Raw genomic sequence first — 23,498 nt, forward strand, 5'->3', positions numbered from 1 at the left:
GTGATGAGTAATTAGGGAGAAATTTTGTTACTGAAATTGCAACGGCCGACCTATGGGTTGTGCTTACTATTGGCCGGCTTGCTTGCGCCGATGGCTCAGGCGCAGCTGCCAGCCACCGTTGTGGCTAGCCTTCGTGCCGCCAAAATACCCGAATCGGCGCTGTCGGCAGTGGTGGTACCACTTGATGGTGGCCAGCCCAGACTGACCCACGGTGCGGATTTACCCGTTAATCCGGCCTCCACTATCAAGTTGCTGACAACCTTCATGGCGTTGGAAACGCTGGGGCCGACTTTCAGCTGGCGTACCGGCTTGTACACCGATGGCCCAGTGGAGGGCGATACCTTGCGTGGCAACTTGTACGTGAAAGGTGGGGGGGACCCCAAGCTGACCTACGAGCGGGTTTGGCTCTTGCTCCGTGAACTGCGTAATCGCGGTATACGCAAGGTGACGGGGGACTTGGTGCTTGATCGTAGCTATTTCACCTTGCCGGCCAGTGATAAGGATGCCGCCCCGTTCGATGAAGAGCCGGAGCGCGCCTACAACGTGGCAGCAGATGCGCTGTTGATGAATTTCAAGGCGCTACGCTTTGATATGGATACTGAATCTGGTGGCATGCAGGTGCGTATCGACCCGGCTATGGCAGGTGTGCAGGTGGGTAGCCGGATGAAGCTGTTAAAGGGTGATTGCGCCAGCTGGTCGCAAACCTGGGCAAGGCCCGAGGTGACGACTTTGCCGGATGGCCAGGTACGCGTGATGTTACAGGGCGGGTTTCCACAAGGTTGCCGCGCCAGCCGTTATCTGGGATTGCTCGGTGCGACGGACTTTGCCAGCCGACTTACACGCGGACTATGGGCTGAGCTGGGCGGCACGATCGCTGGGCAGACCCGTGAAGCGGTCACACCTGGCGATGCCAAACTTCTGGCGGAACAACAGTCGCCACCCTTGGCTGAACAGATTCGTGACGTGAACAAGCTGTCGAACAACACGATGGCGCGCACGATTTTCCTGACGCTGGGTGCGAATCAGCCGTTGGTGGGGCTGGATAGCCAGGCGGCGGCAGCTGAGGCGGTGCGTGGCGGGCTGGCGCGACAAGGGTTGGACTTCCCCGAGCTGGTGATCGATAACGGTGCAGGCCTCTCGCGCGCAGCGCGGATCAGCGTTCGGCACTTGGCCCAGGTGCTGCAAGCTGCCCAGCGTAGCAACTATGCGGCTGAATTCGCCGCCAGCCTGCCGATTGTTGGCTTGGATGGCACCATGCGTACGCGCCTTGTCGGTACGCCGTTGGCTGGGTCCGCTAGGATCAAGACCGGTACCTTGAATGATGTGAAAGCGGTTGCGGGCTATGTCCGCGACGCAAAGGGACGCAGCTGGGGTGTGGTCGGTATTTTGAATCATCCACGCGCTGATGCTGGCCAGCCTGTGCTCGATAATCTGTTGCAATGGGCCGCTACGTCCGATGTGACGCTTACTCAAGTGGCCAAGCCATGAAATACCACGACCTTCGCGACTTTATTGCCCAGCTTGAAGCCATGGGTGAGCTCAAACGCATCAAGACACCTGTTTCCAGTCATTTGGAAATGACGGAAATCTGCGACCGGGTGCTGCGCGCCCAAGGGCCGGCATTGCTGTTTGAAAACGTACCCGACTACAGCATGCCGGTGCTTGGCAACCTGTTTGGCACGCCACGCCGGGTGGCGCTTGGCATGGGGGCAGAGGAAGTAAGCGCCCTGCGTGAGATCGGCAAACTGCTGGCGTATCTGAAAGAGCCCGAGCCGCCCAAAGGGTTGAAGGATGCCTGGGAGAAATGGCCAATCTTGAAACAGGTGTTGAACATGGCCCCGAAGGTGGTCAAGAAAGCACCCTGCCAGGACGTGGTGTGGCAAGGTGAGCAGGCCGACCTCCAGCGCATTCCCATTCAGCATTGCTGGCCGGGTGATGTAGCCCCGCTGATTACCTGGGGGCTGGTAGTGACGCGTGGCCCGCACAAACCACGGCAGAATTTGGGGATCTATCGCCAGCAGTTGATCGGCAAGCACCAACTCATCATGCGTTGGCTCGCGCACCGTGGTGGAGCGCTGGATTTTCGCGAGCATGCCATTCGCCATCCTGGCGAGAAATTTCCGATTTCGGTGGTGCTGGGGTGTGACCCAGCCACTATTCTGGGAGCTGTCACGCCGGTGCCCGACAGCTTGAGCGAATACCAGTTCGCCGGCTTGTTGCGTGGTAGTAAAACCGAGCTGGTGAAGTGTCTGGGTAATGATCTGCAAGTGCCAGCCAGTGCCGAAATCGTGCTAGAAGGGCATATCCCCCCTGCTGACAAAGGCTGGACCGGTGTGAGTGAAACAGGTGTGCCGATGAAGGAAGTGGGCGGCTATCTGTATGCACTGGAAGGGCCCTATGGCGACCATACCGGTTACTACAACGAGCAGGACTGGTTTCCCGTCTTTACGGTTGATCGCGTCACCATGCGGCCCGACCCGATCTACCACAGCACCTATACTGGCAAACCTCCCGATGAGCCGGCTGTGCTGGGCGTGGCGCTCAATGAAGTATTCGTGCCCATCCTACAAAAGCAGTTCCCTGAGATTGTGGATTTCTATCTGCCACCGGAAGGGTGTTCCTATCGTATGGCGGTGGTCAGCATCAAGAAGGCTTACCCTGGCCATGCCAAGCGCTTGATGTTTGGTATCTGGAGCTTCCTGCGCCAGTTCATGTACACCAAGTTCATCGTGGTGGTGGACGACGACGTGAACACGCGGGACTGGAAGGAAGTGATCTGGGCGATCACGACCCGTATGGACCCGAGCCGCGACACCACTTTGGTGGACAGCACGCCGATTGATTACCTCGACTTTGCCTCACCGGTATCGGGGCTGGGGTCAAAGATGGGTTTGGACGCCACCAACAAATGGCCCGGCGAAACCACACGGGAATGGGGCGTGCCAATTGAGCGTGATGCGGCGGTGGTCGCCAGTGTCGATGCGCTTTGGCATAAGCTGGGCTTGGATTAGTCGTACTGCTGGGCGCCTTTTATGGCGCTGCTGAGGATGTTAAACAGAAGTCTTGGGCCTTAAGAACCTGTCTAAAGTCTGCTGCGTGTCGGCAATCTGGCGTTGAAAACACCCTCGGAATGCTCATTTAGCCTGTGTAAACTCTGCTTCCTCGGCTGTTTTCGCCTTATCTTGCCTTAGCTCGCAAGACTTTAGACAGGCTCTCAGTGCCCCCTTTGCAACACCAAAAATATCAATAACAAGGGAAGTTCATGCCCACACTACTTAAATATTTCAAGGGCTCTGTATTTGTTACCGTGGCCGGTTTGGTCGCAGCGTATTTAATTGGGGGCACCAAGGCGGCGTTTATTGCTGCGATTCTGTCGGTGCTTGAAGTGTCTTTGTCATTCGACAATGCTGTGGTCAACGCCACGGTGTTGAAGGACATGGATGACAAGTGGCGTCATCGTTTCATGACCTGGGGCATGCTCATCGCAGTATTTGGGATGCGGGTGGTGTTTCCGGTGCTGATTGTGGCAGTGCTGGCGCAGTTGAATCCTTGGGCGGCGTTCATGTTGGCGGTAAGCGAGCCCGTCAAATATGCCGAGACATTGACCTCGGCGCATGTGGTGGTGGCTGGCTTTGGCGGCGCTTTCCTGATGATGGTTTTCCTGAAGTTTTTCCTCGACAAGGAAAAGGATGTGCACTGGGTGCGCCTGATCGAAGCGCCGTTGAGCAAGCTGGGCAAGATGGAAGCCGTGGAAATTGCGGTCTGTCTGGCCGTGGTGTACGGCATTTCAACCATGCTGCACGAGGAAGAGCGGTTTTCGTTTGTCATTGCGGCGGTTGCGGGGTTGGTGACCTATATCGTGGTCGATGGCTTTGCTTCGCTGCTGGAAACCGAACAACCCGGTGATGCTGGTGTGGTGGCACGTACGGGCCTCTCGGCTTTCCTCTACCTGGAGGTACTGGATGCGAGCTTCAGTTTTGATGGCGTGATTGGCGCATTTGCGCTGTCCAACAACATCTTCATTATCGCCATCGGCCTGGGTATTGGCGCGATGTTTGTGCGCTCGCTCACCATCATGTTTGTCGAAAAACAAACGCTTGATCAATTCCGCTATCTGGAACACGGCGCGTTCTACGCCATCGGTGCGCTCGCTACCATCATGTTTGTCGGTACCTTCCATGAGGTTTCCGAAGTGGCGACCGGCCTTATAGGCGCAGGCTTTATCGGCTTGGCGCTTTGGTCGTCAGTTAGGCACAACAAATCCACCTGACACCCTGTTTACGATCTTAGAACCTGTCTAAAGTCTGCTGCGCGTCGGCAATATGGCGTTGAAAACACCCTCAGAATGCTCATTTACCAATCGTAAACTCCGCTTCCTCGGCTTTTTTCGCCTTGTCTTGCCCTAGCTCGCGAGACTTTAGACAGGTTCTTACTGCGCAGCTGTGATCAGGGCTCATGTGCTGCTCGAAAGCTTCATGTACAAAAAGTGCATGTCGGTTTCTGCGCTGTGCTACACCCTGCTGACAGCTGCTCGTGGCAGACTTTAGACAGGTTCTAAGCGTTTCCTCAAGAAACAAGCACGGAAAAGCGCGATGGCCATAACGCCATCGCGCTGTTCTGCTGGGTCTATGAGGGTGCCGTCAGGTTAGCGTCGGATGGTTCAGCCCAGAAACTGGTTATGGTATTGCTCATCCATCAACTGGCGGCAGTCAATGACGCGGAGGTCGTTATCGCTCGCGAAGCTCATGAGGAAGCTGTAGACGCGAGGGTCTACCTTTTCCAGCTGCTTATCGATCGCGACGCAACGCACGTTCTCCATCACCATCGGGCGAACGTAGGGTGCATAGGATAGTTTCTGGTCCATCCCGAAGGTGGACAGAACACCGGATAGGCGTTCCGCCCAATCGGAGGGGCGAAACTCTCGGCCATTTTTAGTCAGGCCTTGGATGATGACTTCGTACGGGTTGCAAATCATCTGTTGTGTGCTTGGGTAGGTGCTTTGGATTATTCTTGCTGGCTTGAGCGGCGACCCCGCTCTTATCAGAATAGAAGGGGAGACAAGATGCCGAAACCGGTTAGTCGTATTTTACTGGTAAACGACGAGAAACTGGTGCTCAAAGCATTGGTTAAAGGATTGAATGCCGCCGCACGGCAATTGGATAACCCGCTCGGCGTTACCTGTTCTGGCGTGGAAACGGCTGCCGAAGCGCTGTTGGCGATTCGTGAGGACGGTGAAATCCAGGCGGTGATCGTGGATGACCAACTGCATGGTGAGCTCGCCGGCAAGTCACGCAGCAAGAAATTACAGATGACGGCGCTGGACTTGGTGCATGAAATCCACGCGCTGCGGCCTGAGCTGGACGTCTATGTGTTGATTGCCCAGGAAAATGAGGACGAGGTGGTCAACACCCTGCTGTGCGAAACGGTAGATGGGTACTTCTATCGTGACGACCCAGACTACCTGGGTTGGTATCGCATTGTGAATGCACAGTTCCAGGAGCGTGCGCACACCCCCTTCTACGACAAGCTCAAGCAATATGTCTTCATGGCCAAGGATGCGTGGCATACACCCGGCCATAGCTCGGGCGATAGCCTGCGTGGTAGCCCGTGGGCGGAAGACTTTTACGATTTCATGGGTGAGCACATCTTTAAAGGCGATTTGTCCTGCTCGGTGCCGATGCTCGATTCGCTTCTTCACCCGACCGGCATTATCGAAGAAGCCCAGCAGATCGCCGCCAAGGCATTTGGCGCGCGACGCACCTTCTTCGCCACCAATGGCACCTCCACCGCGAATAAGGTGATTCTGCAAACTCTGCTGGCGCCGGGCGACAAGCTCCTGCTCGACCGTAACTGCCATAAGTCGGTTCACCACGGCGTGGTGATTTCCGGTGCACTGCCCGTTTATATGGATTCGAGCACCAATGAGGTATATGGGCTGTTTGGGCCTGTGGCCAAGGCGGTGATCTTGAAGGCCATCGAAGCCAATGCCGATGCGCGGGCGATGATCCTGACATCCTGTACTTACGATGGCCTACGTTACGACCTGAAGCCGATTATTGAAGCGGCGCACAAGCATGGTATCAAGGTCATCATCGACGAGGCATGGTATGGCCACGCCCGTTTTCACCCCGAATTTCGCCCTACCGCACTGGAATGCGGTGCGGACTTCGCCACCCAGTCTACCCACAAGGTCATGAGTGCTTTTTCACAAGCGTCGATGATCCACGTCAACGCCCCGCAGTTCGACGAGCATGTGTTCCGCGAGAACTACAACATGCATACCTCCACTAGCCCGCAGTACAGCATGATCGCGAGTCTGGACGTGGCGCGTCGGCAGATGAGTATGGAAGGCTACAAGCTGCTTAGCCGCACGCTCGCGCTGGCTGCGGAGTTGAAGGAGATGATCAACGCGACGGGCGTTTTCCGCGTGTTGGAACTGGATGACTTATTACCGAATGAAGTGAAGGCTGATGGTGTCCGGCTCGACCCGACCAAGATCACTGTCGATATTTCAGCCTGTGGCTACACGGTGGACGAGCTGCAAAAGCTCCTGTTTGAGCGCTTCAATATTCAGATCGAGAAGTCGACGTTCAACACGATCACCTTGTTGTTGACCATCGGCACCACCAAGAGCAAGGTATCGCGCTTATACGATGCTTTGATGCGCATCAGCCGCGAAGGGCGTGCACCGCGGCGCTTGTATCGCACGCCCGCTATTCCGCATTTCACCAGCTTGAAATACCTGCCGCGTGATGCGTTCTACTGCGGTGGCCAGTTGTCGCCTTTGCTTGATGAGGCAGATCAGGTCAACGCCAAACTGGCCGGCCGGATCAGCGCTGACCAGATCGTGCCCTATCCGCCAGGTATCCCGGTCTTGGTGCCGGGCCAGGTGATTACGCCGGAAATCATCAGCTATCTGGTCAACCTACTTCGTAGTCAAAAGCAGGTGGAACTGCATGGCGTGGTGTTTGATGGCTGGCTGCCTTGTATCCGTATATTGACGGAGGCAGATGAGCTGGGATTACGTCCGTTGGATAGCGTGGCCTGATTCCAAAAATATCAAGTGGCCATGATGCATAGTGTTTTACCCATCCCGACCCACCCACCCCTGAATGGCGTTGAACTGGACCGGCTCAACGCAGAGGCCTGGCATTGTCAGTACGGTGACCCGGTGCATGCCTGTGTGCTTGCCGAATCGGTAGCGGTACAGGCGCGCGCGCAGAACGACCGACGCCGCGAAGCCTATGCCGGGCTCACGCTGGCGATTTACCAGATGCGCTTTGGTAATCAAGCAATAGCCGAGCGGGAATTTTATGGACTGAAAGTCTTTTTTGAGGATATTGGCGATGCCTGCGGTGCAATGCGGGCCAGCTTTGGTATCTCGGCGTTGTTGGGACGGGTGGGTAAAACCGAAGAAGCCTATGCCGAACTGATCGGCTATGTGGCCGGTTTGGATGAGGCTGAACCCGTCGATACGGTCATGATGTACAACGCGCTGGGAGCTACCTGTGTCGATGCGGGGGCAATAGATAGTGCAATGCGCCATTACTACCATGCCTTGCGTGCGGCCCGTCAGTTGGATTCACCCGACCATCTGGCCATGGTGTTGTCCAATCTGGGCGATGCGCAACATGGCGCCGGCAATTATGAAGATGCGATCAGTTTTTTGATCGAGGCTGATGCCATGGTCAGTAGATCGCGCTTGGGCACAATGGCGCCCATTGTGGCGAGTAATCTGGCGATGTGCCAGCTGGCTATGGGTGCCCATGAGGCAGCTTACGAAACCATTCAGCCTTATCTGGTTATCAGCGATCAGGTCAAATGGACTGGCAGGGCGAACAACGCGTTCTACCAGGTCATTGCCGCCCATACCTATGCCGCGCATAGCGACTGGCAACGTGCGCTTGCCAAGGTGAACCAGGCACTGAAAGCAGCTCAGGCCTGTGGCGAGATCAAAGTGGAGACGCATTGCTACTGGGTGCTGGGCCTGGTTGAGCGTGGCTGTGGTCACCTCGATGCTGCTCTGGCCGCGCTGTGCGAGGCGGAGAGCCGGCTTAACAAGTTGCGCGATCCTTATTATCAGGTCCAGATTCCCCGCGAGTTGGCGCGCACCTACGCTGCTTTGGGCCAGTGGCGGGAAGCCTATGCCTATATGGAGCGCTTTCAGCAGTATTTCCAACGGATCCAAGGCAGCGCCGCCCGGGCGCGTACCCAGATGATGCAGCTTCAAAGTGAGCTCAGCGAAGCAGAGCGTGACCGTGATAGTGCATTGGTCAAACATGCTGAAGCTGAGCATGCCAGGGCCAAGCTGGAAATGTTGAATCGGGAACTGGCGGCGAAGGTGGAGGAAATCGAGCGCTTGCAGGAGCAACTACGCGAGCAAGCCATTCGTGATCCGCTAACCGAGTTGTACAACCGCCGTTACTTGCAGGAAGCGTTGGTTGGAGAGTTGCAGCTTGCCGAACGACGCGGCTATCCAGGTTGTGTTGTGTTGATTGACGTCGACTACTTCAAGCGGGTCAATGACTGTTATGGCCATCCGATGGGGGACAAGGTGCTGATCGAATTGGCCAAGCTGTTGGGCGCGAATATCCGAGGGTCAGACTTCGCCTGCCGCTTTGGCGGCGAGGAGTTTTGCCTTGTATTGGCGGATATCGGCTTTGAATTGGCAGCTTCACGTGCCGAGACGTTGTTGGTAGCCTTCCAGTCGGTATTGGTCGAGCTGTATGGTCAAACACTTACCGGTTTGACATTCTCGGCGGGCATTGCTGAATTTCCACGCCATGGTAAGACAGTGGACGAACTTTTGATGGCGGCGGATGGGGCGCTGTATCGCGCCAAAGCGGCTGGGCGTAAGCGCGTGCTGGTGGCGGTGTAACCGGCGGATTGCCTGATTTGGGTGTACTGGAAGGTGACTGAATTTAGTAAATGGATGTCGCATGGATGAAAATCCTGCTTGACCGCAACTTGCTGCATCGGGGAAGCTCGTGGCTCTTCGTTTCGCAACAAACCTAAGGTTCCAGCATGAGTGTCAGGCATTTTCTCCAGTTCACCGACTTTACCCGCGACGAATACGAGCACCTGTTCGCGCGCAGCCGCGTACTGAAAGATCGCCTGCGCCGAGGAGAGCTATACCAACCCTTGGTCGGCAAGACGCTGGCGATGATTTTCGAGAAAAGCTCAACGCGGACGCGCGTGTCGTTTGAATCCGGCATGAACCAGTTCGGCGGCCATGCCATGTTTTTGGCGTCCAAAGACACGCAGTTGGGGCGGGGCGAGCCAATTGAGGATGTGGCGCGGGTAATTGGCCGCATGTGCGATATCGTCATGCTGCGTACTTATGAGCAGCGTATCGTCGACACCTTCGCTGCTTATTCCAATGCACCGGTCATTAATGGCCTGACCAACGAGTACCACCCGTGCCAGACCCTAGCCGATATCTTCACCTATATCGAGCACCGTGGATCGATCGAGGGTAAGACAGTAGCCTGGATTGGTGATACCAACAATATTTCGCGTACGTGGCTACAGGCCGCCAAGATTTTCAACTTCAAGCTGCACTTGGCTTCACCGAAGGGCTACGAGATGAAGGTGTTGGACGGTATCGATTACGACAGCGCGCATTTCGAGCAGACCCACGACCCGCGTGAAGCGGTAAAGGGAGCCGATGTGGTTACCACTGATGTTTGCGTTTCCATGGGGTTCGAGCGGGAAAGCCTGCAACGGCGCGTTGATTTTCTCCACTATAAAGTCAGCGATGAACTGATGAAATTGGCCGACAAGGATGCCGTGTTTATGCACTGCTTACCGGCACACCGTGGTGAAGAGGTGGACCCTGAGGTATTGGATGGTCCGCAATCCATCGTGTGGGATGAAGCGGAGAACCGCATGCACACACAAAAATCCCTGATTGAATTTCTGCTGCTGGGCCACGTCAACAGTTGATCCCTATTAAAGTCACCTTTCCATCGTACGTTTACCTTCCTGGAGGCCAGACATGATTGATCACACCAGTATCGCTGTGAGGATTTCGCCAAAAGCCGGGCGTTTTACGAAGCGGCGTTGGCAGCCATCGGCTATGCCAAGTTGATGGAGTTTCCCGCCAGTGTGACCGGCCATAGTGATGTGGCAGGGTATGGTGAGGTAGCTACGGGTAAGCCGGACTTCTGGATCCATGCGGGGACGCCGAATAAACCCCCGGTCCATATTGCATTCCGGGTGGAAACCCGCGCCGCTGTTGATGCCTTTTACAAGGCGGCGCTGGCGGCAGGTGGCCGTGATAACGGACAACCTGGCTTGCGCCCGCATTATCATCCCGACTACTACGGTGGTTTTGTCCTCGACCTGGACGGCCACAACATCGAAGCCGTTTGCCATTGCTCCAACTAGACCATGCCGCATATCACCCTCGAATACAGTGACAACCTCCCGGACCAGCCGGATTTCCGCGCGTTGTTTGCTGAATTGCACCAGGCCTTGGTTAGCTTGGGCGATGTGCAAGTCAATGACATCAAGAGCCGCGCTATCAAGCTGACCGACTGGTATGCCGGCGACGGCAACCCGCGTCACGCTTTTGTGCACCTCAAGCTCTATTTCATCAACCGCCGTACCGATGAATTCAAGCGACGAGCGTTGGCGGTGATGCAACCTATCGTCGCCGCCCACTACGCCACTTCGCTCAACGAGCGTGATTGCCAGCTCTGCTTTGAGTTGGTCGATATCCAAGGCGATTACTACGCCAAGATTGTTTCAAACTGAACACCAGCAGAAAGTACGCTATGTCTGACATTAAGAAGGTTGTGCTCGCTTATTCGGGCGGGCTCGATACCTCCGTTATTCTCAAGTGGCTGCAGGACACTTACCAGTGCGAAGTCGTTACTTTTACCGCCGATATCGGCCAGGGCGAAGAGCTGGAGCCGGCTCGTGCCAAGGCGATCAAGTTTGGCATCAAGCCGGAGAACATCTTCATTGATGATCTGCGTGAAGAATTCGTGCGTGACTTTGTTTTCCCGATGTTCCGTGCGAACACGGTTTACGAAGGCGAATACCTCTTGGGTACCTCAATTGCCCGACCGCTCATCGCAAAGCGCCAGATCGAAATCGCCAATGCCACCGGAGCGGATGCTGTCAGCCATGGTGCGACGGGTAAGGGCAATGATCAGGTTCGTTTCGAATTGGGCTACTACGCCCTCAAACCCGGTGTGAAAGTGATCGCCCCCTGGCGTGAGTGGGATCTGCTCTCGCGTGAGAAGTTGCTGGCCTATGCCGAAGCAGGTGGCATCGCCATTGATATGAAACACAAGCAAGGAGGGGCACCGTATTCGATGGATGCCAACCTGCTGCATATCAGCTTCGAAGGCCGCCACCTGGAAGACCCGAAAGCCGAAGCCGAGGAAAGTATGTGGCGCTGGACGGTATCGCCCGAGGCAGCCCCCGATGCGGCTGAATATGTTGACCTCGAATTCGAGCGCGGTGACGTGGTGGGGGTAAATGGCGTGCGCTTAAAGCCGCATGATGTACTGGCCAAGCTCAATGAGTTGGGTGGGCGCAATGGCATTGGGCGGTTGGATCTGGTCGAGAACCGCTATGTGGGCATGAAGTCGCGCGGATGTTATGAAACGCCGGGCGGTACCATTTTGCTGAAGGCGCACCGTGGTATCGAGTCGATTACCCTCGACCGGGAAGTGGCACATCTGAAAGACAACTTGATGCCACGCTACGCGGAAATTATCTACAACGGCTATTGGTGGAGCCCGGAACGCCGCGCTATCCAGGCCCTCGTCGACCAGACTCAGGAGCGCGTAAATGGCTGGGTGCGGGTCAAGCTGTATAAAGGCAGCGTCAGCGTCGTCAGCCGCGATTCGAAAGATTCACTGTTCGACCAGACCATCGCTACCTTTGACGACGATGGCGGCGCCTATAACCAGAAAGATGCCGAAGGCTTTATCAAGCTCAACGCACTGCGCATGCGCATTGCGGCAGCCAAGCGTGGCTAGATGTAACCGCGTGCAATCGTAAGCAAACAAGAAACCCGGCCTCGCGCCGGGTTTTTTATTCAGGTTACGTTGGGTTAAGTGCAGTTATGGTGCGGCTGAATAGATGGTTATTGGTTTATGTTAGTTAAGTAAGTAGTACGGGAGATGAAGATGGAAAAGACGCTGCTAGTGCTGGCTGTGCTGGCATTGAGTGGTTGCGCAGCAATGTCGGAGGCGGAATGTCGTACCGGTGATTGGTATGGTGTGGGCGAGCGGGATGGTCGAGGCGGCAGTGGCAGCCGGCTGGGTGATTACGCAGATGCCTGCCGGAAGGCGGGCGTATTGCCCGACCCTGCCGAATACTCCAGAGGACGTGAACGTGGACTGCGGACGTATTGCACGCCCGAGAATGGCTATCGAGTGGGTATAAGTGGCGAGTCGTATCAGAGTGTCTGTACACCGGAAACACAAGCAGGGTTTCTGCGTGAGTACGAACGCGGTCGGGCACGTTATGAATTGCGTCGTGACCTTGATGCCCTCAGAGAGGATTTTAGCCGCTGGGATAGAGAGAACAGCCGCTTGAACGACTTGATTGGTAAGACCAACAACGAAGAGGAACGGCGCAGATATATGCAGCAGCGCGATGCCAATGAACGGAATCGGCGTGACGGGCGCATCCGGCAGCTGATATTGGAAACCCGTTGGAACCTGCTGCCTAACGAATACTGATTAACAAAAGCCGGCTGATGCCGGCTTTGTCTTGCGTAGTCATTAAACCATTAGGGGACTATGCGGGTGTCAAGTCTGTTCTAAGAACCTGTCTAATGTCTCGCGAGCTAGGGCAAGATAAGGCGAAAACAGCTGAGGAAGCGGAGTTTACGAGTGGTAAATGAGCATTCCGAGGGTGTTTTCAACGCCATATTGCCGACGCGCAGCAGACTTTAGACAGGTTCTAACGCGGTATTACCGGTGTACGCCAGACATTAAACACGTGCTTATTACATACCGCCCGCGGCCTGATAACGCTTCTCCAGCCTGCTTACCACGGCTGCCATCAGCAAAGTCATTGCCAGATAGCTGAACGAAATTACCAAATACGGCTCCCAGTAACGGGAATAGGCTCCAGCCACCGTGCGGGCAGCATAAGCCATTTCTGCAAGGCCGATTGCTGACACCAGCGACGAGTCCTTTAACAGCATGATGGCTTCGTTACCTAACGGCGGCAACATTCGGCGGAAAGCCTGCGGCACGATCACGAAGCGCATGGTTTGCCAGTAATTCATGCCCAGAGAACGCGAAGCTTCAGCTTGGCCCTTGTGTATGGATTGGATGCCTGCACGGAAGATTTCGGTGATATAGGCGCCTGCATTCAACGTCAGCGCCAATACGCCAGACAGAAATGCACCGTAATCCTGGCGCAGGGTGCGGGCAAGCTCTCCGGAAATCAGCACGCCATCGGTAGGGTGTACCAAGAGGGGCATCAGTGCGAAATGCACCAGCATGATTTGTACAAACAAGGGTGTACCGCGAAAGAAGGTGACATAGGCAGCAGTGGGCATGCGTACGCCCCAGAACACCGGCAAGCGCCATGGACCATGTTTGACCTCGGCCAATCGACCCAAGCCGCCAAGCAGGCCAATCAATGTGCCAAACACCACGGCGACGGCGGTGATTTCCATCGTCATCAGTGCGCCTTCGATAAAGAGTTTGTGATATTCCCAGACGATATCGGGACGAAAGTGGCTAAGGAGTGGCACTGCTTCCTGAACAGCCTTCCAGGCGCTGACGAAATCCATATGAGCGAACCCTAAAAATCAAGAAGCGCAATTTACGTGAAATCGCGCTTCTTAGTTACAGCAGAAACGGTGGATCAATTACTTTTGGGTACCAAAGTATTGGGTGTAAATCTTGTCGTAAGTGCCATCTGTCTTAATCTTGGCCAAGCCCTGGTTGATCTTGGCCAAGAGCACGGTATTACCCTTCTTCACGGCAAAGCCATAAAACTCCTTGCTGAAGCCGGCCGATTCCAAGGTCTTGATTTTGGCGTTTGGATTATTGGCCGCATAGTGCGCAACGACGCCGTTATCGGCGATGACGGCATCCACCCCCCCAGCCTGTAGCTCTTGCAAAGCCAGTGGCACGCTCTCAAATCGCTTGATATTGGCGTTGGTTTTACCCAGAAGCCCTTGGGCGACTTCATCGCCGGTCGAGCCCGTCTGTACGCCGACCTTCTTGTTTTTCAGGTCTGTCGCGGATTCAACCTTGGTGCCGTCATTGATGGCAATCAGCTGTTTGGCCTCGAAGTAGGGTTCCGAGAAATCCATCGACGTTTTGCGCTCATTCGTAATAGTCACAGCCGAAGCCACGATGTCGCGGTCACCGGTGGTGAGGGTATTGAAGATGCCTTCCCATGGTGTATTGACAAAATCCACATGAAAACCCGCTTGCTCGGCCGCGGCAGTCAGCACGTCGACATCAAAACCCACTACCTTCTTGTCTTGGGTTTCGGATTCAAACGGTGCAAAAACGGCATCTGCTGCAACCTTCACGGTCAGCATGGCCGGCACAGCCGGGTTGGCAGGGGGAACATCTTTCTTCCCGCAGGCAGCCAGCAACAGGGCTGCAGCGAAGGCGCTCATTACGAGGCGGCGGCTGGTATGCATGTTTTTCTCTCAATCGGGTTACTAATTTGGGTGAGCGATAAGGAAACGGCAGACTGTATACACCCGATTGCTTAGAGAATTAAGCTTTGCTGTATTAGGATTACCCTATGTTGGATTGCTACAACGCTGCGTTTGGTGATATGAAGGTGCTGATCTGCTCGGGGTGTCCCGGCAGGTAGTGTTGAGAGATCTATTGTGGTTTAAGTAGGGGGGCTGTGAGCTGCGGCTAAATGCCCTCTACTCCATTTTGGCTTGAGTCTGATGGCTATCCTGACGAACAGGGTTGACCGAACGGCAGATGTTGATCAGATGAGTATTGAATAACCGTTTTTGTCGGGAGCAAAAACTCAAACCCCATTATGAGCAGCATCCAACGGTTGAATATTGCCCGATCCAACGGGTGCATCTTTCGGTAGGAAGGGGTTTTTAATCTGGATGATCCGGCGATTCTTCAGATTGGCTTTTAGAATGACTTGGCTGTTATGCCGATTGAATACTTTCTCAAAGCTGCCATCCGCCAGCATCATTTGAAGGCCTTTTTCGATTCGCTGTGCTAATACGATGTCTTTACGGCTGGTAAAGAAGTAATAAGGCCAAAGGTAATAAATTACCAAGTGCTGCTCAATACTCAGGCCAGACAGTTCTGAATGGTTAAGTTCGTATTCGTCGAATACCTCTGTAATACCACGTGGAAATAGGTCTATGTATTTCTCTGTGACCATCCGAAACAGGTCTTTGTAATTATGTTCGCTTACCGAAATGCCATTTTCCCTATAAACCGCATTGTCACCCCAACCCCTTCCTTGTCCTATTTTTAGGTTCTTAAGGTCGTCCAGCGTTTTTATTTTATCGATGTCCGCTTGTTTGCCTGCATTAATCAGAGCGATGCGATAACCCAGCAGGTCTTTACGAAGTGAAATCCGAATGGCTTGGAGGTCTTTCTCTTTATCGGGCGATGTAGAGCTCCATATCACATTGATTTTGCCAGTGTTGTTTTTTATTTCCATAATATAGCGGGTCTCATTCATGACGAACGTACTGGGCATCAATTTATAGGGGCCGTATTCCTTTACCGTGCGTTCGAGCGCCATTTGCAGGAATTCGACTAGGTCGTCAAAACGGCGGTCTGTGGGACTTTCTGGCGCAGGGTAAATGATGTTCTGTATGTTTTCTGGGGTGGACGTGGCCACACTATCATCCGCTACAACCGGTAATGCGCATAACGCCAGCAATGAAAGAGCTGTACCAAAGGGTGTGATTGAGAACAGCTTGTCGAACATGGTTTTACCCCTTTCGATGTAGCCCTAGATCACCGCTGATTCAAATATTGCTGTCGCTTGCTTTATTTCATGGTCAAACCAATATAGCCCGCTGATGGTTTACAGGCATACCAGCGCGTACTTGATTGCCCTCAACGCAAGGGGGCCTGCACTTGGCGTTGGGGGCGAGAGGGGCAACCAGCCAGCCAAAGGGGATTGCTGGCCTGGTTTGCGAAAAGACCGGGTAGGGTGGTGGAAACCGATAATTCAGTGAACACCGAGCGCCGCCAGTTGGGCTGGGCTAAGCTGGCGTTTTAGCTCTTCCAACCGTTGTCTGGCCCCATTTTCCCGTTCAGCGGCCCTTTGCAGCCAACGGTAAGCTTCCAATTTATCGGCAGGTACACCCCGGCCAGACAAGTAGAGCAGCGCCAGATTGTATTGTCCTGTCGCGTTGTCTTGCTCGGCAGCCAAGCGAGAATAGCGTACGGCTTCTGCATCGTCCCGACGTGTGCCACGCCCTGTCATCAGCATAAAGCCGAGATAAGCCTGGGCCTCCGCATGGTTTTGCTCTGCTGCGCGGCGATACCAAGCGACGGCTCTTTCGTTGTCTGCCGCCACCCCCAGGCCTTTGCGATAGCGAAGTCCCAACTGGGTTTGTGCGGCTGGGTCGCCGGCATCGGCTGCGCTGCGTAGGTCTTCCAATCTCAGGCCGGCCAATGCAGTTGTCTCGGGTATTTGAATCGGCGCTGCCGCTGCAATGGGGGTTGGGGCCAATGGGGTGCTATCAAAAGCGGGCATTGAAGCCGTTTGCTGCAGCGCTTGCGGCGGCTTGCTGGCATGCTGTTCTTTGGAACTGAGCAGGGCAGCGCCCACTGCTGCTACCATGATCAAACCTACGCCCACTCCCATCAGTTTGCCCCGGCTTCCTGTTGACACGGACTTGATGTCAGCGCGTGGCAAGGTGTTGGGGCCGGGCGAAAACTCATCGTCCAGCCGTAAAGTAGGTGCACCCGCCAGAAGTTGTGCAGCATGCAAAACTGGGGTGGGTTGCATGCTGAATACAGCACCGGTTTGCGGGGCTTCGGGAATGACCAATGCGCGCTGGTCTATTTCGAGGGATTCAAAGGCCTTGATGCAGTTATCGAGGCTGGTGAAACCACCTGACAACACAGGTTTTTGCATGCGCTTGATGAGCGCAGGCAGGGCTTCCTGGTGTGCATCTTTGTAGTAGTCGATACGATGCAGCGAGATTTGCTTAAACCAATGGCCCAGCGCGTACAGGTCGGTACGCCAATCGAGTGAATTGATGCTGAGTTCGGGGATCAGCACGCTATCGTATTGATGCCGGCCGGTTTCGCTCAATTCATACCAGCTGGTTTTACTGTGCTCGCCGATAAGTTTGGCGTAGGTTTGCCAGTCGCGTTGTACAGCTTCCCGCATCGCGGGGGCCAAATAAGCAGCATCGGGGCTGGTCAGGTCGATAAACAGCGGTTTTTCTATTCGTTGTTGCGGATTACGCGCCACGCCAAAGTCAATCAGCTTCAGGCTATTAAAATCAATCTCGCCCTTGTCATTCTGTGCCAGCACGAAGATATCAGGCCGCAGCCCACCATGTACCAGTCCAAAGCGGTTCAGGTGTGCCAGTGCACGTAGGCTGGCCAATATGAGCCGTACCAAATCGCTGGAACGCTGGAACGGGTGCTCTAGCTCCCCTGCCGGTGTGGCAAGCCAGTGGGTAAGTGGGTGGCCGCTGGCTTCGCTGACCAGCATACGTCTGTCCAGATCTACCGCTACAAAACGGGCTGCATAGCGGCTATCACGCTGAAAGCTTTGCAGCATGCGGGCTTCGTGACACAGCCAATAGTCAGTGGCAGGGTGCTCAGGTGACAAGCGCTTGCACCAACGTTCGGTGTCGCGCTGGCTGAGGAACTTGTCGAGTTGAACAGGTCGTTCGGCCTGCGCAGGGATTTCGGCGTGATCGGTCATGGTGGCGAATCGTGACACCGGCTTCGTAGCCGGTTTAGCGTTTGACTAATGGCGAGAAGCCGGTAAATCCCGGCTTCCCTTGTTTAGCGCTTCGTAGTCTCTGGCAGAACGATATTTACTTCCAGCACATCGTAGTCATCCTGCCGTTCCAGCGATACCTTGATGTCGTCCTGGCCAACGGCGACATATTTGGAAATGACGGCGATCAGCTCACGCTGCAAATCGGGCAAATAATCGGGGCTGCCACGGCTGCCCGCACGTTCATGCGCCAAGATGATTTGTAGTCGCTCTCGCGCCACAGAGGCAGATTTCTTTTTGTTGCCAAGCAGATAGTCAAGAATTGACATGCCTTAGCCTCCGAAGAAGCGTTTGATCCAACCCTGCTTGGGGGCTTCGACAAAACGCATGGGCAGTTCTTCACCCAGGAAGCGGCCGATGACATCTTTGTAGGCTTCCGCCACGTCGGTGCCTTCTAGATGTACAGCCGGCGTGCCGCTGTTTGAGGCCTGCAATACGGATTCCGATTCAGGAATGATGCCGATCAGAGGAATACGCAGAAGGTGTTGCACGTCGTCCAGAGACAGCATTTCCCCTGCTTCGACCCGCTTGGGTGAATAGCGTGTGATCAAGAGGTGCGCTTTGATTGAGCCACCTTCTTCCGCTCTCTTTGACTTGGCATCCAGAATGCCGAGGATGCGGTCTGAGTCCCGTACCGACGATACCTCGGGATTGGTGACGACGATGGCTTCTTCTGCGAAGTAAAGGGCCAACAGCGCGCCTGTTTCGATACCGGCAGGTGAGTCGCAGATAATGTACTCAAAGCCATCTGCTGCGAGTTCCTGTAGTACTTTTTCCACACCTTCGCGCGTCAAGGCTTCTTTGTCGCGAGTTTGAGAGGCGGGGAGGATAAATAGGTTGTCGCAATGCTTGTCCTTGATCAGGGCTTGGCGTAGCGAGGCTTCGCCCTGAATGACATTGACGAAGTCATACACGACGCGCCGCTCGCAACCCATGATGAGATCAAGATTACGCAAGCCGACGTCGAAGTCGATCACGGCGACTTTCTTGCCGCGTAAGGCGAGCCCAGAGGCAAAGCTTGCGCTGGTCGTGGTTTTACCGACCCCGCCTTTGCCAGAGGTAACGACGATGATTTTTGCCACGTTGGTTTTTCCTGAGTTTTCTAAATGGAGTGCGCTGCTTGGCAACGCTGCAATATCGTTAGGCATCAGTCTAGGTCCATGGCTTCCATCACTAGCCGATTCCCATCCAGGCGGACTTGGGTGGGTAGGCTCTTGATGCTGTGGGGTAGGGCTTCGTCAATAGCGCGGTAAACCCCGGCCACTGAGAGCAACTCGGCTTCCATACAATGGGTAAAAATTCGTGCTGAGCGATCACCACGTGCACCTGCAAGCGCGCGGCCACGTAGTGGTGCATAGACATGGACGTTGCCATCGGCAATGACTTCTGCGCCATGGCTGACCAAGCCCAGGATAATCAAATCACCACCTCGTGCGTAGACCTGTTGTCCGCTACGTACTGGTTTGTCGATGATCATGGTGCCGCTGGGTAAAGCTGCGGGCTCGGTAGGGGTGGCACGCGCAGCTGGTCTGTTTTCCTTAGGAGGAAGGCCGGGCAACAGGGCAAGGCCGGTGTCAGCAATCGCTTCACGGTTTAGGCCCCCAGTGCCGCGGATGGCTAACGGCTGCATGCCGGCACGCCTTAACAGGGTGACCAGGGCAGATAAATTGGGCGCACCGGCCTCAGTCGGCCAGTCGCTCAGGTCGATCAGTGCCGCATCGCCATCAAACGAATTATCGCTGCCACCAAATTTCTGCCCTAGTGCAGTTTCCAGGGTAGTGAGGTCAGCAGTCTTCGGGCTGAATGCGATGAGATTAAGTGCAGTGCTCTTGATTTCAAAAGGCACTACGCTTCGCGTTTGGGCCGGTTTAACGGAGGCGGTCATCTAGTGCGCTCTGTGACGGCATGGGATTAGGAAATTGTTGCGGGAGTGTACTTGGTTCACGGCAATTGCTTCAACAAGACAAGCCTTATGCGCCAGATAGTTGCAGTGCATTCAGCAGCTCAAAGGCTACGGCGCTCGATCAGCGCCTGGGCAAGGGTACTGCTGTCTACATGTTCCAGTTCACCACCCACGGGCAAGCCACGGGCAATTCGGCTGACTCGTAGTCCCTGTGTGCGCAGTAACTCAGCTAGGTAGTGTGCGGTTGCTTCGCCCTCAACGGTAAAGTTGGTGGACAAAATGACCTCCTGCACCACGCCGTCCTGAGCGCGTGCCAGCAGTTTTTCGAAGTGAATATCCCCCGGGCCAACCCCATCCAAAGGAGAGAGCCGACCCATTAAAACGAAGTATCGACCTTTGAATGCCAGGGTTTGCTCCATGCGCAGCAAGTCCGCCGGCATTTCTACAACACAGAGTTGTTGATCGTCGCGACCCGGGGCTGCGCACAGTTCACACAATTCGTGTTCGGTGAAAGTGTTGCAACGCGCGCAGTTGCGTAAGCTGGTGAGGGCATTTGCCAAAGCGTGCGCTAATTGGCTCGCCCCTGCCTGATCGCGCTGCAGCAGATGGTAGGCCATGCGTTGAGCCGACTTCGGCCCAACACCTGGTAGTACCCGTAATGCATCAATCAATTGACTGAGCGGGGAGGGGGTCTTCATAAAGCGCTGATTTGACGGCGGCTACACGTATCAGAACGGTAGCTTCATGCCGGCGGGAAGGTTCAAGCCTGCTGAGAAGCCAGCCATTTTTTCCTGTGAGGTTTGCTCGGCCCGGCGTAGCGCATCGTTGAATGCCGCGGCAATCAAGTCTTCCAGCATTTCCTTGTCGTCGTCAATCACGCTGGGGTCGATGCTCACGCGCTTCACGGCATGGTGACAGTTCATCACAATTTTGACCATGCCGGCGCCAGACTGTCCTTCTACATCGATATTGGCCAATTCTTCCTGGGCCTTTTTCATATTGTCTTGCATTTGTTGGGCTTGCTTCATCAGATTGCCCAGGCCGCCTTTGTTGAACATGGTTATTCCTTTGTTTAGATAAGAGTTGGGTTGCGCACTCTAGATAGGCTCTGTACGCGGTTGTATGGATTCAGGCAGGATGGTGGCATCGAACTCGGAAATCAGGGCTTGCACCAAGGGGTCGGCATTGAGTGCGACTTCCGCTTCAGCCAGCCGTGCCGCCCGCTCGCGTTGCTGTAAGGCTGCTGGTGTTGATTCTGTAGCACCGCCGACATTTATCTTGATCGTGGCGCGCTCACCGAAGTGTTGCCCGAGCGACTGTTCCAGTTTTTCGCGATATTCAGGGCCGGCTACCACGCGATGTGTATCGGCCACTGCTAACTCGAAATGCAGTCCCGTGAAGGCAACTAGTTCGGCATGCTGGGCCAGCATGCCCGCTTGACCGCCAAGTCGAATCTGCTTGAGTAATTTCGGCCAATTACCATCAAAGCCACGTTGGTTCTCATCGCTATGCGTATCGTTTGGGGCATCATCCGGCCGAGGTGCAGCTTCGTTGGCAGGCATACTTTCCCACGGTGGCGGCGCTTGCATTTCTTGAAGCAACTCTGCGCCAATAGCCTTTTTCGTGGAGGCTGCGGTTGACGGCATCGTCTTTGCAACAGATGGCTTGGCCGGTTCTGCGGCTTGAATGACAGGCGTGGCGGCGATTGCTGAGGCAGTTGGCTTGGTCGGGCTCTCTTGATGACTAACCGGTGCGACTGGTGCTTCCGCCGAAGCTAGGCGGCGAGTAGGTGCAAACGCAAGCATGCGCAGCAGTGTCATGCTCAGGCCTGCGAACTCATCGGGTGCAAGCGCGAGGTCTCGTCTGCCATGCAGGGTAATTTGATATAGCAGTTGCACTTGCTCAATGCTGAAGCGGGGGGCTAAGGCATTGAGTGCTGAATATTGGGGGTGGTCCTGCGTAATCGCAGTGGGTACGGTCTGCATCAATGCCAGCAGGTGAAGCAGACTGGAGAGTTCTTGTAAGATGGCATCACTGGCAATGCCACGAACGGCTAATTGTTCTGCCGCGGCCATAAGCCCCGCTCCATTCTGATTGGCTAACTGCTCCAGTAGGTCATACAAATAGGACTGATCCACTGCGCCCAGCATGGTGCGAATTCCGGCTTCTTCCACCTTGCCTGAACCGTAGGCAATGGCTTGGTCCAGCAATGAAAGTGCGTCTCGCATACTGCCGGCCGCCGCGTGGCCCAGTAGTGTGAGAGCTTCAATCTCGTAAGGAATAGCCTCAGCATCCAGTACCTGCTGTAGATGCTTTGCTATCTGTGGAGGTAGCATCTGCCGCAAGGAGAACTGAAGGCAGCGCGACAATACAGTAACCGGGACCTTTTGTGGGTCGGTGGTCGCCAATATGAATTTCACATGGCTGGGTGGCTCTTCCAGCGTTTTTAGCATCGCATTGAAGGCGCTCTTGGAGAGCATATGAACTTCGTCGATGATATAGACCTTGAACCGGCCCTGGGTAGGTGAGTACTGGGCGTTGTCCAGCACCTCACGGATATTGTCGATGCCGGTATTTGAGGCGGCATCGATTTCCAGTAGGTCTACAAAGCGGCCAGCATCAATTTGCAAGCAGGCGTCACAGCGCCCACAGGGCGAGGCCGTAATGCCGGACTCGCAATTGAGCGACTTGGCGAGAATCCGGGCAATGGTGGTCTTACCTACTCCACGGGTACCCGTGAGTAGATAGGCGTGGTGCAGGCGCTGGCTTTCCAATGCGTTGCTCAAGGCTTTTACCACGTGCTCTTGGCCAACCAACGTCGAAAACGATTTTGGGCGCCACTTGCGGGCGAGAACTTGATAAGTCATGCGGGCAATTCTAACAGAAGCAGTTTATTCGTCCGGGTAGTAGGAGTGATCAATGATGTATCCAATGCAAAACAAGCTGTCGGATGAAGACCCCCGCCCCGTTGAGCCAATCGCGCCGTCCCCTGGTGAGTGCTGTAACAGTGGCTGTGACCCATGTATTTTTGATTTTTACAGTGAGGAGCTACAGGAGTACCGGCTTAGGTTGGCTGAGTGGGAGCTTAGACAAGCCTCTAAAGAATGAAACACTAAACTTATATAGGAAATTTCTTGAGTTGTCTGTACAGGGAGGCTTTGGTTGTAAGTCAGTGGTAGTTTCAATGTATTTCGACAGAGTTTTGAACGTTACAACGACAGCGGGCCGCGGTTTGTTGGCTGTGTGCTAATTATTTTTGTGTGGTGATTTGTTACGAATCAGAGGTTTATTTGTTTTGTTGGAAGGGTTGAGCAGAAAGTTGTGTTTGGGGTGTTGACGCGTGTTGGGGCGGTGCGTATAGTTCGCCTCTCTGCTGCTGACGCAGACAAAAACGAAGCGAAACGAATGAGTGTAGCGGAGTTAGTCTGAAGAAGCAAACGCTCTTTAACAAGATACAACCGATAAGCGTAGGCGCTTGGCTAGTAGCCAAGGCTTACGTAATGATTGAAACCATTTTGTGGTTTTGATTTTGCAAAAGTCAGTATTGTTTCAAAAAACAGAGATTGAACTCAAGAGTTTGATCCTGGCTCAGATTGAACGCTGGCGGCATGCTTTACACATGCAAGTCGAACGG

General features: G+C 54.7%; 22 protein-coding genes and 1 rRNA gene. 12 read left to right on the forward strand and 11 right to left on the reverse strand.

What is annotated here, in order from left to right; genetic code table 11:
- Nucleotides 1-24 precede the first annotated feature (24 nt).
- The 3 genes from dacB (at nt 25) to CSQ89_RS04850 (ending at nt 4,270) form a co-directional block, all read left to right on the forward strand.
- Nucleotides 25-1,488, forward strand: coding sequence for a D-alanyl-D-alanine carboxypeptidase/D-alanyl-D-alanine endopeptidase (gene dacB / locus CSQ89_RS04840; RefSeq protein ID WP_099405055.1), 1,464 nt, complete (start codon nt 25-27; stop codon nt 1,486-1,488).
- Nucleotides 1,485-3,011, forward strand: a complete 1,527-nt coding sequence (gene ubiD, locus CSQ89_RS04845; RefSeq protein WP_099405056.1) for a 4-hydroxy-3-polyprenylbenzoate decarboxylase — start codon at nt 1,485-1,487, stop codon at nt 3,009-3,011. Before dacB ends, ubiD begins: the two co-directional genes overlap by 4 nt.
- Before the next feature lie 251 nt (nt 3,012-3,262).
- Nucleotides 3,263-4,270, forward strand: a complete 1,008-nt coding sequence (locus CSQ89_RS04850) for a DUF475 domain-containing protein (protein WP_099405057.1) — start codon at nt 3,263-3,265, stop codon at nt 4,268-4,270.
- A 390-nt stretch (nt 4,271-4,660) separates the two neighbouring features.
- On the opposite strand, the gene CSQ89_RS04855 is transcribed toward CSQ89_RS04850, so the two are convergent.
- Nucleotides 4,661-4,975: a DUF3579 domain-containing protein gene (locus CSQ89_RS04855; RefSeq protein WP_099405058.1), complete on the reverse strand. Its 315-nt coding sequence runs from the start codon at nt 4,973-4,975 to the stop codon at nt 4,661-4,663.
- An 87-nt stretch (nt 4,976-5,062) separates the two neighbouring features.
- Between CSQ89_RS04855 and CSQ89_RS04860 the strand changes: the two genes are divergently transcribed.
- From CSQ89_RS04860 to CSQ89_RS04890, 7 genes are all read left to right on the forward strand, one after another.
- Nucleotides 5,063-7,048 (forward strand): aminotransferase class I/II-fold pyridoxal phosphate-dependent enzyme, encoded by a 1,986-nt coding sequence (locus tag CSQ89_RS04860; RefSeq protein WP_099405059.1) that lies wholly within the window; start codon nt 5,063-5,065, stop codon nt 7,046-7,048.
- Nucleotides 7,049-7,069: 21 nt separating this feature from the next.
- The gene (locus CSQ89_RS04865; protein ID WP_099405060.1) at nt 7,070-8,878 is read left to right on the forward strand and encodes a diguanylate cyclase; all 1,809 of its coding nucleotides are present in this window, start codon (nt 7,070-7,072) and stop codon (nt 8,876-8,878) included.
- A 146-nt stretch (nt 8,879-9,024) separates the two neighbouring features.
- Nucleotides 9,025-9,945, forward strand: coding sequence for an ornithine carbamoyltransferase (argF, locus tag CSQ89_RS04870; protein ID WP_099405061.1), 921 nt, complete (start codon nt 9,025-9,027; stop codon nt 9,943-9,945).
- Between the two features lie 117 nt (nt 9,946-10,062).
- Nucleotides 10,063-10,389 (forward strand): VOC family protein, encoded by a 327-nt coding sequence (locus CSQ89_RS04875; RefSeq protein ID WP_308418114.1) that lies wholly within the window; start codon nt 10,063-10,065, stop codon nt 10,387-10,389.
- Between the two features lie 3 nt (nt 10,390-10,392).
- Nucleotides 10,393-10,758, forward strand: a complete 366-nt coding sequence (locus CSQ89_RS04880) for a 5-carboxymethyl-2-hydroxymuconate Delta-isomerase (RefSeq protein WP_099405062.1) — start codon at nt 10,393-10,395, stop codon at nt 10,756-10,758.
- Between the two features lie 20 nt (nt 10,759-10,778).
- Complete coding sequence (locus CSQ89_RS04885; protein ID WP_099405063.1) at nt 10,779-11,996, forward strand: argininosuccinate synthase; 1,218 nt, start codon at nt 10,779-10,781, stop codon at nt 11,994-11,996.
- 150 nt (nt 11,997-12,146) lie between these two features.
- Nucleotides 12,147-12,704 carry a DUF2799 domain-containing protein gene (locus tag CSQ89_RS04890; protein ID WP_158228906.1) on the forward strand — a complete coding sequence of 186 codons (558 nt, stop codon included), beginning with the start codon at nt 12,147-12,149 and terminating at the stop codon, nt 12,702-12,704.
- Nucleotides 12,705-12,973: 269 nt separating this feature from the next.
- On the opposite strand, the gene CSQ89_RS04895 is transcribed toward CSQ89_RS04890, so the two are convergent.
- From CSQ89_RS04895 to dnaX, 10 genes are all read right to left on the reverse strand, one after another.
- On the reverse strand, nt 12,974-13,771 hold the full coding sequence (locus CSQ89_RS04895) for an amino acid ABC transporter permease (protein ID WP_099405065.1): 798 nt from the start codon (nt 13,769-13,771) through the stop codon (nt 12,974-12,976).
- A gap of 78 nt (nt 13,772-13,849) precedes the next feature.
- Nucleotides 13,850-14,638, reverse strand: coding sequence for a basic amino acid ABC transporter substrate-binding protein (locus CSQ89_RS04900; protein ID WP_099405066.1), 789 nt, complete (start codon nt 14,636-14,638; stop codon nt 13,850-13,852).
- 347 nt (nt 14,639-14,985) lie between these two features.
- Nucleotides 14,986-15,918 carry a substrate-binding periplasmic protein gene (locus CSQ89_RS04905; protein WP_233202965.1) on the reverse strand — a complete coding sequence of 311 codons (933 nt, stop codon included), beginning with the start codon at nt 15,916-15,918 and terminating at the stop codon, nt 14,986-14,988.
- A gap of 246 nt (nt 15,919-16,164) precedes the next feature.
- Nucleotides 16,165-17,883 carry an SEL1-like repeat protein gene (locus tag CSQ89_RS04910; RefSeq protein WP_099405067.1) on the reverse strand — a complete coding sequence of 573 codons (1,719 nt, stop codon included), beginning with the start codon at nt 17,881-17,883 and terminating at the stop codon, nt 16,165-16,167.
- A gap of 83 nt (nt 17,884-17,966) precedes the next feature.
- Nucleotides 17,967-18,230, reverse strand: a complete 264-nt coding sequence (gene minE / locus CSQ89_RS04915) for a cell division topological specificity factor MinE (protein WP_099405068.1) — start codon at nt 18,228-18,230, stop codon at nt 17,967-17,969.
- Between the two features lie 3 nt (nt 18,231-18,233).
- On the reverse strand, nt 18,234-19,043 hold the full coding sequence (gene minD / locus CSQ89_RS04920) for a septum site-determining protein MinD (protein WP_099405077.1): 810 nt from the start codon (nt 19,041-19,043) through the stop codon (nt 18,234-18,236).
- A gap of 65 nt (nt 19,044-19,108) precedes the next feature.
- Nucleotides 19,109-19,846 carry a septum site-determining protein MinC gene (gene minC / locus CSQ89_RS04925; protein WP_099405069.1) on the reverse strand — a complete coding sequence of 246 codons (738 nt, stop codon included), beginning with the start codon at nt 19,844-19,846 and terminating at the stop codon, nt 19,109-19,111.
- A gap of 119 nt (nt 19,847-19,965) precedes the next feature.
- Entirely contained in the window at nt 19,966-20,562 is a 597-nt protein-coding gene (gene recR, locus CSQ89_RS04930; protein WP_099405070.1) for a recombination mediator RecR, read from the reverse strand.
- A gap of 30 nt (nt 20,563-20,592) precedes the next feature.
- Nucleotides 20,593-20,922 (reverse strand): YbaB/EbfC family nucleoid-associated protein, encoded by a 330-nt coding sequence (locus CSQ89_RS04935; protein ID WP_099405071.1) that lies wholly within the window; start codon nt 20,920-20,922, stop codon nt 20,593-20,595.
- A 39-nt stretch (nt 20,923-20,961) separates the two neighbouring features.
- Entirely contained in the window at nt 20,962-22,731 is a 1,770-nt protein-coding gene (dnaX, locus tag CSQ89_RS04940) for a DNA polymerase III subunit gamma/tau (RefSeq protein WP_099405072.1), read from the reverse strand.
- A gap of 64 nt (nt 22,732-22,795) precedes the next feature.
- On the opposite strand from dnaX, the gene CSQ89_RS04945 reads away from it, so the two are divergent.
- Together CSQ89_RS04945 and CSQ89_RS04950 are read left to right on the forward strand one after the other, a co-directional pair.
- Complete coding sequence (locus CSQ89_RS04945; protein WP_099405078.1) at nt 22,796-22,972, forward strand: oxidoreductase-like domain-containing protein; 177 nt, start codon at nt 22,796-22,798, stop codon at nt 22,970-22,972.
- Nucleotides 22,973-23,429: 457 nt separating this feature from the next.
- Nucleotides 23,430-23,498: ribosomal RNA gene (locus CSQ89_RS04950) — 16S ribosomal RNA — on the forward strand; the annotation flags it as partial.

This window comes from Chitinimonas sp. BJB300, assembly GCF_002735695.1.
Taxonomy (GTDB): domain Bacteria; phylum Pseudomonadota; class Gammaproteobacteria; order Burkholderiales; family Chitinimonadaceae; genus Chitinimonas.

Bases quoted from the DNA above. Each gene is read 5' to 3' on its own strand.
- ubiD (WP_099405056.1), top strand. From the start codon at position 1,485: ATGAAATACCACGACCTTCGCGACTTTATTGCCCAGCTTGAAGCCATG.
- CSQ89_RS04850 (WP_099405057.1), top strand. From the start codon at position 3,263: ATGCCCACACTACTTAAATATTTCAAGGGCTCTGTATTTGTTACCGTG.
- CSQ89_RS04855 (WP_099405058.1), bottom strand. From the start codon at position 4,975: ATGATTTGCAACCCGTACGAAGTCATCATCCAAGGCCTGACTAAAAAT.
- CSQ89_RS04860 (WP_099405059.1), top strand. From the start codon at position 5,063: ATGCCGAAACCGGTTAGTCGTATTTTACTGGTAAACGACGAGAAACTG.
- CSQ89_RS04865 (WP_099405060.1), top strand. From the start codon at position 7,070: ATGATGCATAGTGTTTTACCCATCCCGACCCACCCACCCCTGAATGGC.
- argF (WP_099405061.1), top strand. From the start codon at position 9,025: ATGAGTGTCAGGCATTTTCTCCAGTTCACCGACTTTACCCGCGACGAA.
- CSQ89_RS04880 (WP_099405062.1), top strand. From the start codon at position 10,393: ATGCCGCATATCACCCTCGAATACAGTGACAACCTCCCGGACCAGCCG.
- CSQ89_RS04885 (WP_099405063.1), top strand. From the start codon at position 10,779: ATGTCTGACATTAAGAAGGTTGTGCTCGCTTATTCGGGCGGGCTCGAT.
- CSQ89_RS04890 (WP_158228906.1), top strand. From the start codon at position 12,147: ATGGAAAAGACGCTGCTAGTGCTGGCTGTGCTGGCATTGAGTGGTTGC.
- CSQ89_RS04895 (WP_099405065.1), bottom strand. From the start codon at position 13,771: ATGGATTTCGTCAGCGCCTGGAAGGCTGTTCAGGAAGCAGTGCCACTC.
- CSQ89_RS04900 (WP_099405066.1), bottom strand. From the start codon at position 14,638: ATGCATACCAGCCGCCGCCTCGTAATGAGCGCCTTCGCTGCAGCCCTG.
- CSQ89_RS04905 (WP_233202965.1), bottom strand. From the start codon at position 15,918: ATGTTCGACAAGCTGTTCTCAATCACACCCTTTGGTACAGCTCTTTCA.
- CSQ89_RS04910 (WP_099405067.1), bottom strand. From the start codon at position 17,883: ATGACCGATCACGCCGAAATCCCTGCGCAGGCCGAACGACCTGTTCAA.
- minE (WP_099405068.1), bottom strand. From the start codon at position 18,230: ATGTCAATTCTTGACTATCTGCTTGGCAACAAAAAGAAATCTGCCTCT.
- minC (WP_099405069.1), bottom strand. From the start codon at position 19,846: ATGACCGCCTCCGTTAAACCGGCCCAAACGCGAAGCGTAGTGCCTTTT.
- recR (WP_099405070.1), bottom strand. From the start codon at position 20,562: ATGAAGACCCCCTCCCCGCTCAGTCAATTGATTGATGCATTACGGGTA.
- CSQ89_RS04935 (WP_099405071.1), bottom strand. From the start codon at position 20,922: ATGTTCAACAAAGGCGGCCTGGGCAATCTGATGAAGCAAGCCCAACAA.
- dnaX (WP_099405072.1), bottom strand. From the start codon at position 22,731: ATGACTTATCAAGTTCTCGCCCGCAAGTGGCGCCCAAAATCGTTTTCG.
- CSQ89_RS04945 (WP_099405078.1), top strand. From the start codon at position 22,796: ATGCAAAACAAGCTGTCGGATGAAGACCCCCGCCCCGTTGAGCCAATC.